This window comes from Brevibacillus brevis, from assembly GCF_031583145.1.
In the GTDB taxonomy this organism is placed as follows: Bacteria; Bacillota; Bacilli; order Brevibacillales; family Brevibacillaceae; genus Brevibacillus; species Brevibacillus brevis_E.
Genome location: NZ_CP134050.1, coordinates 2,007,143 through 2,020,428, shown reverse-complemented (window position 1 = coordinate 2,020,428; position 13,286 = coordinate 2,007,143). Strand labels below are relative to the sequence as shown.

The window sequence follows — 13,286 nt, the reverse complement described above, 5'->3', positions numbered from 1 at the left end:
CCTATACCCAGTTCAAGTCGATGTTCTGAATGTTCTCCTCGGCCATGCGTTTGCGGAAATTCGCCGCAATTGGCTTTAAGTGCTCGATCAGCCATTCATGGTTCTCTACCACAATTTTTTCCACGCGCTTATGCTGCCCTTTGTCCACGATCTTTTGCAACAGCTCGAATTCCGCCCCTTCGATGTCGATCTTGATCAGCTTGATGTCGCGGTCCAGACTGTCGATAAACTGCGTCAGATCGATAATTTCGGCGACCACGAAATGGTTTTGGTCCGTGACGGGGTGTTGGGCCAGGATAGAGGAAGCGTAAGCCGACCCGACCGGGTCCAGCTGGTAATTCTGGTGCAGGTACAGGCGCAGCTGGTAATTCTCGTGCCATACCCCTTTGTTTATGCAGATCACATTCGGATAGCCTTTGAACCGGTTCCAGAGGGTTTGGAAGACAAACGGATTCGGCTCAAACGCAAATACGAGAGCTCCCTTGTCGGCCAGTTTTTGCGTCACTTCCCCGATATTTGCTCCGCAGTCGATGGCGATATCGCCAGGCCCGATGGAAGCAAATAATTCTTCACTGTTTTGCGTCAACATTCGTTTTGCAGCCCCCTCTTGATCCTTTTCCGTTGACTTTGGCCGTTACCATTTGGCCTTGCCCGACTTCCACAGCTCTTCCAGGTAGTTTTTGTCCCGCAGGGTGTCCATCGGATGCCAGAAGCCGGTATGCTTGAAGGCCATGAGCTGCGAAGATCGAGCCAGGGCTTCCAGCGGCTCCTTTTCCAGGACGGTGTCGTCCCCATCGATGTAGTCGAAAACGCCTGGCTCCATCACAAAAAATCCGGCATTGATCCATCCGCCGTCCCCTCTCGGCTTTTCGCGAAAGCCCGTCACGGACTGGTCATCGTCTGCGAACTCCAATGCGCCGAACCTTCCTGGCGGCTGTGTAGAAGTGATCGTCGCCAGCTTTTTGTGCGAGCGGTGGAACTGCACCAGCTGCCGGATATCGATGTCGGACACGCCGTCGCCGTACGTGAGCATGAATGTTTCCTCTCCGACGTACCGCTGGATTTGCTTGACTCTGCCTCCGGTCGCCGTATCTTTTCCGGTGTCGATCAAGGTCACTTTCCACGGCTCTGTCGTATGATGGTGGTAGAGCACTTGATTGCGGTTGCGGAAGTCAAAGGTCACGTCGGAATGATGCAAAAAGTAATGGGCGAAGTACTCCTTGATCATGTAGCCTTTGTAGCCCAGGCAAATGATGAAATCGTTGTAGCCGTACCGCGAGTAGTGGGACATGATGTGGCAAATGATCGGCCTGTCTCCGATCTCGATCAGCGGCTTGGGCCGGATATGCGTCTCCTCGCCAATCCTCGTCCCGTATCCTCCGGCAAGTATGACCACCTTCATGTCGGTTTTGGTCCTCCCCTCATTGCTTGTCGGCCGGCGGCGAAGCCTTCTCGCCTCGTTCGAAGCGCTCGATTTGCTTTAGGCAAAGAGCGCGGACATCCTCGCCGCGAGCATACGCCTGATGCCACTCCACGATGCGGTCGAGAGCCTGCTCGATCGTCCACCGCGGCTTCCAGCCCAGCTCGCTTTTCGCTCGGGAGCAGTCCAGCTTCAGGTGATGCGCTTCGTGCCACGCCCCGTCCGCATCCATTTCATACCCGGGGCTCCCACCCCACCTGTCGCACAGCTTCTCGACGATCCATTGGACCGGTTTGGCATCCGCGTCGTCCGGTCCGAAGTTCCACTCTTTGGCATAGGGGCTTCCCTGCTCCCACAGTTTCTGAGCAAGCAGCAGGTAGCCATGCAGCGGCTCGAGTACATGCTGCCATGGCCGGACCGACCCCGGATGGCGAATCCGGATCTTGCTTCCGTCCGTAAGTGCACGGATACAATCGGGGATCAGCCGATCAAGGGCCCAATCTCCTCCCCCGATCACGTTTCCCGCCCGGGCGGATGCGATCGCTACCCCATGTGCGGCGTAATCGGCGATCGGAAAAAACGAATTCCGGTAGCTCATCGTCACCAGCTCGCTGCAAGCCTTGCTGTTCGAGTACGGGTCATACCCGCCCAAACGGTCGTTTTCGCGGTACCCCCAGCTCCATTCTTTGTTTTCATAGCATTTGTCCGTCGTCACATTGATGACAGCCCGAATCGGCGCCCCCCTCTCCACCGCATGACGGACCGCCTCCAGCACATGGACCGTCCCCAGCACATTGACCGCGTATGTCTCCACAGGCTTCTGGTACGACATCCGAACGAGCGGCTGCGCTGCCATATGGATCACGATGTCCGGAGCTGCATCTCGCAGCGCGTCCCGTACCCTCGCCTCATCGCGGACATCTCCCGTGATGGAATGGACGAACGCATCCATCCCGCCGGTCTCGTACAGGCTGGGCCGGGTCGGCGGCGCCAGAGCGAATCCTGTGACCTCTGCTCCCAAAGCGTGCAGCCACAAGCAGAGCCATGAGCCTTTGAAGCCCGTATGCCCTGTGACGAACACTTTTTTCTGCTTCCAGAAGCCCCGGTCAATCATCAGCAACACTCATTTGCTTCACCTGCGCCGCAATTTCCTCCCAGCTCATGCCGATTCGGACGATGTCTTCTTCGACCAGCCGGCTGCCCATCTGCACCTCGATAAATTCCAAATCTTTCAACGCCCGGATCGAATGCTTGGCCCCCACGGGAATCTCGAGGACGTCACCCGGACCGACCGGGCGCAGGCGATCGTTTAAGACAAACTCTCCTTCTCCCGTCACGATCGTCCAGACCTCGCTGCGGTGCTGGTGATATTGGTAGCTGAGATGTTTTCCGGCATGGATATGCAGCCGCTTCGTGAGCACCTCTCCCTTTTCCTCCGTTTTTTGGAAGTGCAATACCTGATACCATCCCCAGCGCCGCTCTTCATACATCGGGCGGTGGTTCCAGTCCATGGCGATGTCCTTGACCAGATGGCTTTTCTCTTTCGCTGATACGAGTATGCCATCCGGGCTGGCTGCTATGATCGCGTTTGCGACACCGATGGACACGATTGGAATGTCCAATTCGTTCAGGACGTGGGTGTTGGAGCAGCTTTCATCGAGAAATACCCGCCCGACTGCCTCCGCGTTCATCTCTTCCGTCAGCGTATTCCAGGTTCCCAGGTCTTTCCAGTAGCCGGAATAAGGAACTACCGCTACTTTTTCTGCCTTCTCTACGATTTCGTAATCAAAACTGATGGCAGGAAGAGAAGCGTACTGCTGCCGCATTGCATGGTAATCCGTCGGCAAGCCTTTCCGCTCCAGCTCTCGGAGCAGGTAGCCCAGCCGAAAGGCAAACACGCCGCAATTCCACAGAGCCTCCCTCTTCAGCAGCTTTTCCGCCTGCTCGACCGACGGCTTTTCCTTGAAGGATTGGACAGCGTAAAACGGCTGGACTTCCGCCCCGGAGTCGACCTGCCTGCTAGGGACGATATAACCGTATTTGGTAGAAGGATAGGTAGGGGTCACTCCGATCAGGGCGAGCTCTGTGCCTGAGAGCCGAAGCACGTTTTCCAGCTCCTTGACCCTCTCGAGAAAAGGGGGCTCTACGTAAGCGTCGACCGGCATGATCGTAATCACTTCATTGCGCTCGACGTTTTCGCACGTGTAAAGATACGTGGCCGCAAGTGCGATAGCGGGATAAGTATCTCGCTTTTCCGGTTCGACAATCAAGGGAACCGACTCTCCCAGCTGGCTGTGAATCAAGTCGACGTGTGCGCTGCCTGTGGAAATGTAGACAGGCTGAGGCCATGCCGTTGCTGCCAGCTGCCTCCACACCCGCTGGACCATGGTCTCGCGTTCCCCGTCTGGATTGTGGAGCACTTTCAAAAACTGTTTGGATCTGACATCATTCGAGAGCGGCCACAGTCTTTTTCCTGAACCACCCGATAGCAATATCAGTTTCATCCAGGCCACCTCAGTCCATTTTTCTCGTTGCCTGCCTCATCATATGCGTATCGGGATATCGATGCTCTATTGTCCCAGCAAAATGGTCGATTCACTCGAAAGAGATGATAGATGCCCACAGCAAATAGCCTGGTGCGCCCAGGCGCCAGGCTCCGCAGGGCTTCTGCCCGCTAGGTTGCAGGCAGCCATCGGCAGGATGGATAGTCAAAGGAAAGGGTCCCTTCCTGGGGTAGTGCAGGAGAGTAGAAAAATTTCATATAGTGTTTCATCACATCCCCCTGAAAATGCAGGGAGAATAGAGAAAGTCGGCTGTTTGTCTGGATGTGCTTGCAGTAGAGCTGACCGTCGCTCACATAGATTTTTTTCTTTCCTCCCGCGCTCTCCGTAAACAGGGACTGCTGGACGTTTCCGTCGAAGAAGCCGCTGTGGTACAGGCCATGGCTCATGCGGTAACCGGGCGATCGCTGAAGAAACATGACGCCAAGCACCATATCGGTGACGAGCGGCATGCCGAATCGCAGATGATCCTTGCTTTTTAGGGTGAACGATACGACCTGACCAAACAGCGCCACATTTTCGAAATGGGCCGTGACAAAGCTGCAAAACTGCTCCAAACGGGAGAGCTCCACGAAGTTGGTCCATACGAATTCCATCATGAACGTGTCAAAAAGCGGGTTGTTTACGTCCGTATACAGCATCACATCGGAATCGAGATAACAGCATTTCGATATGTTGTGCACCTTCATGAAATCGCGCAGAATGAACCAGCGCTGAAAGCAGAAGAGGTTGTATTCGTAGGGCATGTGATGGATATGCCTGTATACCTTGGCAAACTCCCTGGCAGAGCCCATGTAATCGTCCATCATGACATGGGTGATCCCGTTCTGGGCGAATTTCTGGTTGGCCGGCTTCCCGAACAACAGGATGGGAGACCTGGGGTTGCTCCACATGGCTTGGGCCAAACTGTATGCGAGGTATTCGTCATCCCCCCGATGCATGAAAACGATAGGCAAAGACATTGATTCACGACTCCTCTCTCCTCTTTCCCTGCCATACTTTATGTATGGAGAAAGCAGCGAGAACCGGACAGCCGCCCCCGACCGCACGTGCAAATCGCGCAAATTCCCTGTTTGAGACAAAAATAATGTTTCTATACCGGTTCAACCCAGATGTCTTGTACATATGGTATACGGCAAGTAAATATTCCGTTCCAGCAAAAAAGAACCAGGGAATATGGACGTGAAACAAGGGGGGAAAACCGTGATGGGAAGGCACTGGACGAATGATGAAATTGTCGCCGAGATACAAAAACGGGCCTGGTATCATAAAATCACGCTTCGGCCCGGCATCGTCACGCCCGGGATCGAGCAGCTGACCGACTTGTGGAACATGACTCGCCAATCCAGGTCGTATCTGTCCTATGCAGGCAAACGAGTTCTGGACCTCGCCAGTTTCGACGGCATGTGGTCGTTCGAAGCCGAGCAGCTCGGCGCCAGCTTGGTCGTGGCCACAGACTGCATGCAGCCACTGTACCAGAACTTTGAGTTTTGTAAACAAATTTTGGAAAGCAAAGTCCTGCCGCTCTACAACATTACTCCTTACAAGCTTTGGGAAGGGCTGCAGGTCCTCTTGATGGACGACTTTACAAACGGTCTTCCTTTTCCACAGCAAATCTACCACAACAAATTTGACATCGTGCAGCATCTCGGGCTGCTCTACCATCTTCGCGACCCGCTCTGGACGCTGTCCCAGAGCAGGAGCGTCTTGAAAACGGGCGGTCATTTGCTGCTCGAGACCGCTTGCATTCTCGACATGAACCAATCGATGATGGTGTACAACGGTCCTCCTGGAAAAATGGACCGTATCTACCCCGACGACACGACCTGGTGGCTGCCCACCGTTCCGTGCTTGATCGAAATGCTCCGAGGTACCTTGTTCGAACCGATACCCGAGTCGATCCGGACCATCCCGTCCGGCAAACGGAGCCATTACGACGCAGGCCGTGTCAGTCTGGTGGCCCGGGCAATTCCAGGAAGCGCGATCGACCAGAAAGCGTATGCGGAATTGATCAGGGTGTTTCGCAACCCGGGTCTGGTGCCGGACTACCTTTAACCGGCAAAAAAACAGGTGCAAAGCCGGCGCAAGCTGCCGGAGGCACCTGTTTTTCTATGCGGAAATGCAGCCTGCAACAAATAATCGGGCAGCCGTCCGGATGCGGAATGGAGCTCTTGGACATAAACTGCTCGTAGCACGCTTCATGTACACGTACCATAGATTTCGCGCAAGGGAGTGTTTCTGTTGTCACTGCCACTGTCACCGCTGCCACTTGTATCTGTCATTACCCCCTCCTACAACCAGGGAAAGTTCATCCGCGATACGATAGATAGCGTCTTGAGCCAAGACTATCCGCACCTCGAACACATCGTCGTGGATGGAGGCTCCACCGATCAGACTCTCTCCATTTTGCAGGAATACGCGCAAAGAGACCCCCGTTTCCGCTTTGTTTCCGAGCCGGACAACGGACAATCACACGCGATCAACAAGGGGCTCGCTATGGCCCAAGGGGAAATCATCGGCTGGCTGAACTCGGATGACACGTATTTGCCTGGCGCGATCCGCAAGGCTGTGCATGCCTTTCAGCAGCAGCCCGCCTGCGGAATGATTCATGGACTGGGCCGGGTCACGGATGAGGCGGGCCAGGCCTACAGCACGTATCCGTCGGAAAAGGCTGACGCGAAAAAACTGTTCCAGTCCTGCGTCATCTGCCAGCCGTCCGCTTTCATACGCACCCACGTGTTCCGGCAGATGGGCGGCGTCAATGAAAAGCTCCAGTTTTGCATGGATTACGAGCTGTGGATGCGAATTGCCAAAGCGTATCCGATTGGGTTTGTAGGGGAGTATTTGGCCAACGCCCGCATACACGGCGCATGCAAATCCGCGACCCAATGGCATTCCGTCGGTGTGCCGGAAGTATTGAAATCACTGGCCAAGCACTACTCGGCCATACCGCCGGGCTGGGTATCCTACCTCCCCCACTACCGGGGAATGGCCGTGACTGATTTGCTCAGGCAGCTGAAGACGCTTCGATCGAATTCCACGAGAATCACCGGAATGAATCGATATGTGGACATGTGGGCGCCTCCGATCCTGCGAGCCACGATGGAGTCCGACCCTGACGCACCCGCCCAGATTTTGTTGGTAAAGGGCAAGATCCCCGGCGTCCCGATGCAGCTGCCCAAGCCTTTTACCTTGACCGCGCTTGTGAACGGCGCGCTGGCCAAGCGCTTCACCGTCACTAGAGCGCTTTTCGCCCTGGAGATCCCGCTGGATCCGCGCAGCCTGACACATCGCATCGACATCTCTTCGACCAGCGTCGGAGCACCGGCTCTCCCTCAAGTGGAAAACAAGCCGGTCGGCGGTTATATGGCGGAAGACCTCATTCCGCTGACGCACGAAGAGACGATCGTCTACCGGGCGTTCCGCAACTGACCTTACCCCATGTACAGCCTGGTTTCGATCACGGCCGCCGCTCCCGCGATTGCGAGCAGGAGCAGGAAGGGATACGCGGCCGGTACATAAAAATAAAGCAGAACGATGAAGAGCGCTGCCCAAATGCCGACGCACCAGTAGCAGCTGAGCAGCTGGCCGATCCACTGGCGAATCGGCCCCCCTTTGAATGTCAGCTGGCGTGTCATCCCCCCGGCTGCATCCATCTCGAAGGTCACGGAAATAAAGGGGTCGCGCAGAAACGATGTGATCTCGTCAAATACGATCAGATGGGTGAGACGGAAGCTGGCCAGCACGAGTATGGTCAAGTCGATCCAGGAGATGTCGTACATCTCTCTCCATCCCTTTCCAGTAATTTTCACTTTCCGGCCTTTGCGCCAGTTTGTTACCATTGGACACGACAAACCAGCGAAAGGCGTGATGACATGAATCGCAACTTTACGAAGATTGCAGCAATCCTTTCTCTGTCCGTCTCCTTCACCATGATCGGACAACAAGCACATGCAAAAGCCGCGACGTTCACTCCTCTGAAAAAAGGAATGAACCATTCGAAAGTCCTGGAAGTCGAAAAGATGCTCGACGCTTTGAAATTCGACTACAAGCTGAAAGTGGACAAGCTGTACAACAGCTACACGGCGTACAACGTCAAGAAATTTCAGAAGAAATACAAGCTCCGGCAGACGGGCGTCGTCAATCTGACCACGTACAACAAGCTCAAGCAGGTTTACAACGCGGCCCAAAAGCCTCAAAAGCCGGATACCAAGCCGACTTCTCCCGCAAAACCGAGCACTCCTGATCAAACTGCTACCCTCAAACTGGGCTCTACAGGCGATCGCGTCAAAGAATTGCAAAAAATGCTCGCCACGCTTGGCTACAAGGTGACTGCGACCGGCACCTACGACGAGTCGACCCGGTTTGCCGTCATGCTGTTCCAATCCCGCAACAAACAGACGCTGACAGGAGAAGCAGACGCGAAGACCTACAGCACGATCGCGGACCAGTACAAGAACCACAAACCGGACGCCAATCCGTCGCAGCCTTCCGCTCCTTCGCAAAATAACAACAATAACACCAGCAACAACAATAACCATTCTTCCCAAAACTCCGGCTCCGGCCAAAATTCCAACGCGCAAGTTCCCCTGCCGTCCGAATTGACGGCGGATGAAAAAGAGATGGTGCAGCTGGTGAACCAGGAGCGTGCGAGTCGCGGGCTTGCTCCCTACCAAGTGGACCTGCAGCTGACGAAAGTCGCACGAGTGAAAGCACAAGAGATGGTAGACAAGGGCTACTTCAGCCACACGTCTCCCACGTACGGCTCTCCGTTCCAGATGATGGATACGTTCGGCATAGGCTACATCGCGGCCGCTGAAAACATCGCCCAGAACCCGACGGTCAGCGGCGCCCATCAGATGTTTATGAACTCTTCGGGGCACAAAGCCAATATTTTGAGCGGCACCTACGATTACGTCGGGATCGCTGTCGTGAATGGCGGCCCATACGGAAAAACGTTCGTGCAAATGTTCCTGAAAAAGTAATCAGTTGCGCCCACCATCCCGTAAGGAAATGGTGGGCTTTTTCTCATTCAGAACGTGATGGCAATCCGGTTGTTGGCGAAAAAATGGGCCTCCTGGTCGTTGCAAAGCACCATCCCCTCGACAATGACAGACTGTCCGGCAGCCTGCTTGAGAAAGGATATCTGGAAGTTTTGAAACGACTCCGTCGCCTTCGGTTCGATTTGGACGGGCTGAATCGGCGCGATCCAGTACTCTCCTCGCTCCCGTGCCTGCGCGAACCAATCGTCGTGGAGATACCTCCATCCGAGCATGCCATTCGATCCTTGGACGGCCATCGTGTCCACGAACTTGGGCGGAAGGATCTGTCCTCCCATCTTGATCGAGTCGAACGGATTGACTTTCAGGCAGACGATCGGATTGTAAAGAGCCTCGGTCCCCGTATTTTTCACCTGCAACGTGCCGATCAAGAGATAGGGCCTTTCCTCAGAGTCCGTGTGGATCAAGGTGTAATCAAAAAACACCTCTGCCTCTACCCTTGCTTCTTCCAGGACCGGGTCAGCCAGATGTACTCCTTGTTCTGCCACGGAAGCAGCGGCTTCTTCCACTTGCTCGGGTGTTGGCTGGTGGCCGTGAATGGTCAGCACCAAATCTTCCTCCATCAGCTCTTCGGCCTGGTCGTCAAGAAATACATCCCGTCCCTCGTCGCCGGCATTCTCTGAATCGTCATCTACGGCAAAGTCGACAGAATCAGACTGTGCGGCTGCTTCAGACCCCATTTCTGCCACGACCTGCTCGCCGGCTTCCGCGACCATGTCTGTTTGGACCTGTGCGGCTGCTTTACCAACAATTTCCTCCTCGACCTGCGTATCTGCTTGGACCTGGGTGATTCCGTCAGCCTCCGCGTCCACTTCAATGTGCTGGTCCGCTTCTGCCTCTGTAGCCATTTCATCAGGCTCCACTGCTTCCAGTCGATCAGGCTCCACCTGATTTTCTATGTCATCCCCATTCGTGCTTGATTTCTGGTACGTACCTCCCTCTCTTTCTTTCCATTCCACCCAATCGTCCTCGTCCTCATCTTCATCCTCTTCCTCTTCCATCCGTATATATACCCGAGCCGGCTCATTCGGAGCTTCCTGGATGCTTTCGGCTTCTTCCAACAGATCCGCCTCATCCATCTGCCGTTCTGCCGGCACCAGCGAGGCAAAATGCGGCTGGCCCTGCAAGACACTGTCAAAGAACAATTTAATCAAGTTCGGCGGCAAATAGGCGAAAGGCAAAATGCGTTGATCTTCCTGGAAGTAGCTCAGGATACCGGACGCCAAATAAAACGCAACCTTCTCCACGTACGCTTTTCGCTTATATATTTCCGTAAATTGCGGGATTTGCAGCTGCATGTGAACGGCCGTACCGGAAAGCTTTGCCGGTTTGCTCCCTTTGAGAAGGCAAGCCATTCCCGTCTGTCTCAGCTCTGATTGCAGGGACCTCGCCAGCTCTCGACGGTCGTCGGGCTGATGCAACACGATTTTCGGCTTTTCCAGTGTGCGCATCTCCTTGACGCTGATGCGAATGGCGACATCGGCTTCCCTCGAGGCAGCGTCTCCTTTGCGGCCGAAGACGACCTCCAACCCGTAATCCGAAACAAAACGCTGCACTTTTTCCGCAATTTCCCTCTCGTGTACGGAACCATCCGAGACCGCTCCCGCATAGAGGACACACACTCTCCCCTTCAGCCCCGAGTCCAGATCAACCCGTCTCTCTTTGGGGTCCCACTTCAGCTGGAACCCGTTTTGCTTGCAAAACAGACGAAACGCAGGCAGAGCCGTATACGGCATCACGCCGCCACGCTGCCCGCCATAGTAAACCTCGACGTCCATCCCTGTCACTCCTTCACGACTCTGTCGATACTCGCCCGCCTTATTGTATGAATGCCTATTCCCAAGAGTGAAACGCCGGATTGCAATTTTCCCTCTGGGCGTTCCACCAAATGGCCTCACGCATACCATGGCAGGGAGAAAGGAGTGGTCAAATGTCCGTCCAGCATACGCCGCTGGTCTCCATCATCATTCCCGTAAAAAACGAGGGAGACAACGTGCGTGCCACCATCACCTCCCTTTTTAACTGCCGGACCAATCATTCTTACGAAGTCATCGTGGTCGACGATGCTTCGACGGATAACTGTTGCTATTTCCTCACCCAGCAGCCGTCTCCGCAAATCCAACTCATTACCACCGAAGGGATCGGCGCGGCGGCAGCCCGCAATCTCGGAGCCGATCATGCGAAGGGATCCTACCTCGTCTTCTGCGATGCTCATTTGACGTTCGAGAACTTCTGGATCGATCGGTTAATGGACCTGATTCTCACCAAGAAGGCAGACGGCGTGGCTCCCGGCATCGCTTCCCTGACGGAACCGCACAAGATCGGATACGGTCAGTCACTCGACCATCGCCTCGGCGTCGTCTGGAATCCGAATCCTCACCAGCCATCGCCGGTCGCCGTCTTGCCCGGCGGCTGTTTTGTCGTATCCAAAGATGTTTTTCGCAAGGTCGGGGGATTTGATCGCGGATTTCGCGTCTGGGGATTCGAGGATATCGAGTTTTCCATCAAGATGTGGCTCTTCGGGTATACGTGCATGGTCCAGCCTTCGGTCAAAATCCTGCACCTGTTCCGACAGTCTCATCCTTACACCGTCGTTCACGAGCACGTCTACTACAACATGCTGCGGATGGCTTACAGCCACTTCAGCGAACCGCGCATCGAAGCTTGCAAGAAACTGATTGTGTACGCGAAAGCCTCAGACATCGACGACGACGTCCTGACCCACGGGGCCGCCGCTCAGCGCATGCGCTACCTCGCCCAGCGAAAATATGACGACAACTGGTTCTTCCAAAAGTTCCGTATTCCGTTTTAACGTTGCATCTACCTAAAAATGGGCATTCGTTGACAAGCAAATTTACCGTTGCCCACATAGTATGTAACTGCAAAGCAAATCCCCTAGGAAAGGAAGGATTCATACGGTGAATCAAGTGAAGCCCATTAAGGGTCGCCAGCTCCCTACACCGACGCCAACCGCTACTCCGCCGATCCCGAACAATTTGCAGCCGGAGTGCATTCGCGTCAACAAGGTGTATGACTGGGTCGTTCTCGCCAATAGCTACCGGAATAAGGTCGCCCTTCCCGACGATTGTCGAGCTCTGGTAGACGCAGCGATTCGTGCCGGCCAAGAAATCACCATCTCCTGCGTGGAGCCGGTTGCACCCGGTCCTACCTGCAACGTCGTAAGCATTCGCCGCGAGAGTATCGTTGTCGGTGGTACCACGGTTCGCGTCGGTGTCGTCCGGTTCGTATTCGGCGCAACTGTACTCGTCCGCGTCTTCGCCGACGGTACGCCGCTGTGCGAATTTACGACCACCGTCCAGTTCGATCAGGAAGTCGTCCTGTGCCTGCCTGAGCCACTCGATGAAAACAACGTCGTCTGCCGCATCAGCGCGCTCGAGTGCAACCCGGTCGGAAACGTCCTCCTGGGTGGCATGGTACAGCTCGACGTCATTGTGTGCGTAGAGGTTCAAGTCGAAGCGGAAGTCAAACTGGAAGTCCTGGCCAAATTCTGCTCGCCTCGTCCCAACAACATTCCTGTCCCATCTCCGACGCCTTCCTTCCGCTGCCCGCCGTTCGTGTTCCCGCCACAATGCCCGCCGATCTTCCCAGTTGCGAACTGCGATTGCCAGGCATCTGTCAACGCGCTTGTGCCTAGCGTGGGCGTAAGCATCGGTGTTCCGCTCGTGGCTGCAGTCGGTACCATTCAGCTTATCGCAGATATTTGTCCGGTTTGCGATCCATCCAGCAGCTCGTTTACCTTTAACTTCTTTGACAATATCTTGCCTGATGCACTGCCTGGCGACCAAAGCTTCAGCTTCTCGCCGACATCCATCAGCTCGCCTACTTGCATAACGGTCCTGCCAGGTATCGCTATCGTGACAGGACTCACGGTAACCGGTACAGGTGTGAGAACGTTCACCGCTACCGGCACACAAGACACGCTGACTTACTCGCTGACAGTAGCCGAAACGGGCCTCGGTCTGCCAGACGTCATCCTCTTCACCCTGACAGATCCTGCCGGCGTACTCGTCTTCTCCGCAACCGTCACCGTCGTTCCAGACGAACAATTGCTGGTGGCAGACTGCGTCACCTTCGGGGATATCGTCATCACCACTCCGTAATGGTAAACGAATACCGTATTTCCATATCTGGCGGGAGAAGACTGCAGCTTCTCCCGTCTTTCTTTTTATCCATGTCGCGCCGCTGCGAATACAGGCACCAATCCCCACCCGTTACATATGACTA

At 55.0% G+C, this 13,286-nt stretch carries 12 protein-coding genes; 5 read left to right on the top strand and 7 right to left on the bottom strand.

Annotated features, from left to right (window positions below; genetic code table 11):
* Position 1: 1 nt before the first annotated feature.
* The 5 genes from RGB73_RS10050 to RGB73_RS10030 form a co-directional block, all read right to left on the bottom strand.
* Positions 2 to 589: an FkbM family methyltransferase gene (locus tag RGB73_RS10050; RefSeq protein ID WP_310771472.1), complete on the bottom strand. Its 588-nt coding sequence runs from the start codon at positions 587 to 589 to the stop codon at positions 2 to 4.
* A gap of 45 nt (positions 590 to 634) precedes the next feature.
* Complete coding sequence (rfbF, locus tag RGB73_RS10045; RefSeq protein ID WP_310771470.1) at positions 635 to 1,402, bottom strand: glucose-1-phosphate cytidylyltransferase; 768 nt, start codon at positions 1,400 to 1,402, stop codon at positions 635 to 637.
* Between the two features lie 19 nt (positions 1,403 to 1,421).
* Entirely contained in the window at positions 1,422 to 2,534 is a 1,113-nt protein-coding gene (gene rfbG / locus RGB73_RS10040) for a CDP-glucose 4,6-dehydratase (RefSeq protein ID WP_310774237.1), read from the bottom strand.
* Positions 2,527 to 3,924 carry a sugar phosphate nucleotidyltransferase gene (locus RGB73_RS10035; protein WP_310771468.1) on the bottom strand — a complete coding sequence of 466 codons (1,398 nt, stop codon included), beginning with the start codon at positions 3,922 to 3,924 and terminating at the stop codon, positions 2,527 to 2,529. The genes rfbG and RGB73_RS10035 overlap by 8 nt, the downstream gene beginning before the upstream one ends.
* 170 nt (positions 3,925 to 4,094) lie before the next feature.
* A complete protein-coding gene (locus RGB73_RS10030; protein WP_310771466.1) occupies positions 4,095 to 4,943 on the bottom strand; it encodes a hypothetical protein in 849 nt (282 codons plus the stop codon).
* A gap of 244 nt (positions 4,944 to 5,187) precedes the next feature.
* On the opposite strand from RGB73_RS10030, the gene RGB73_RS10025 reads away from it, so the two are divergent.
* Complete coding sequence (locus RGB73_RS10025; RefSeq protein ID WP_310774235.1) at positions 5,188 to 6,036, top strand: DUF1698 domain-containing protein; 849 nt, start codon at positions 5,188 to 5,190, stop codon at positions 6,034 to 6,036.
* A 186-nt stretch (positions 6,037 to 6,222) separates the two neighbouring features.
* Complete coding sequence (locus tag RGB73_RS10020) at positions 6,223 to 7,413, top strand: glycosyltransferase family 2 protein (RefSeq protein ID WP_310771464.1); 1,191 nt, start codon at positions 6,223 to 6,225, stop codon at positions 7,411 to 7,413.
* A gap of 2 nt (positions 7,414 to 7,415) precedes the next feature.
* Here RGB73_RS10020 and RGB73_RS10015 read toward each other — a convergent pair whose 3' ends face one another.
* Entirely contained in the window at positions 7,416 to 7,763 is a 348-nt protein-coding gene (locus tag RGB73_RS10015) for a DUF1360 domain-containing protein (RefSeq protein ID WP_310771462.1), read from the bottom strand.
* Between the two features lie 93 nt (positions 7,764 to 7,856).
* Here RGB73_RS10015 and RGB73_RS10010 point away from each other — a divergent pair, with 93 nt between their 5' ends.
* Positions 7,857 to 8,966, top strand: coding sequence for a peptidoglycan-binding protein (locus tag RGB73_RS10010; protein WP_310771460.1), 1,110 nt, complete (start codon positions 7,857 to 7,859; stop codon positions 8,964 to 8,966).
* Between the two features lie 47 nt (positions 8,967 to 9,013).
* Here the strand turns inward: RGB73_RS10010 and RGB73_RS10005 are convergent, their stop codons facing one another.
* The gene (locus RGB73_RS10005) at positions 9,014 to 10,819 is read right to left on the bottom strand and encodes a hypothetical protein (RefSeq protein WP_310771458.1); all 1,806 of its coding nucleotides are present in this window, start codon (positions 10,817 to 10,819) and stop codon (positions 9,014 to 9,016) included.
* A 152-nt stretch (positions 10,820 to 10,971) separates the two neighbouring features.
* On the opposite strand from RGB73_RS10005, the gene RGB73_RS10000 reads away from it, so the two are divergent.
* Together RGB73_RS10000 and RGB73_RS09995 are read left to right on the top strand one after the other, a co-directional pair.
* A complete protein-coding gene (locus RGB73_RS10000) occupies positions 10,972 to 11,853 on the top strand; it encodes a glycosyltransferase family 2 protein (RefSeq protein WP_310771456.1) in 882 nt (293 codons plus the stop codon).
* Positions 11,854 to 11,959: 106 nt separating this feature from the next.
* Entirely contained in the window at positions 11,960 to 13,162 is a 1,203-nt protein-coding gene (locus RGB73_RS09995; RefSeq protein WP_310771454.1) for a BMQ_0737 family morphogenetic spore coat protein, read from the top strand.
* Positions 13,163 to 13,286 lie beyond the last annotated feature (124 nt).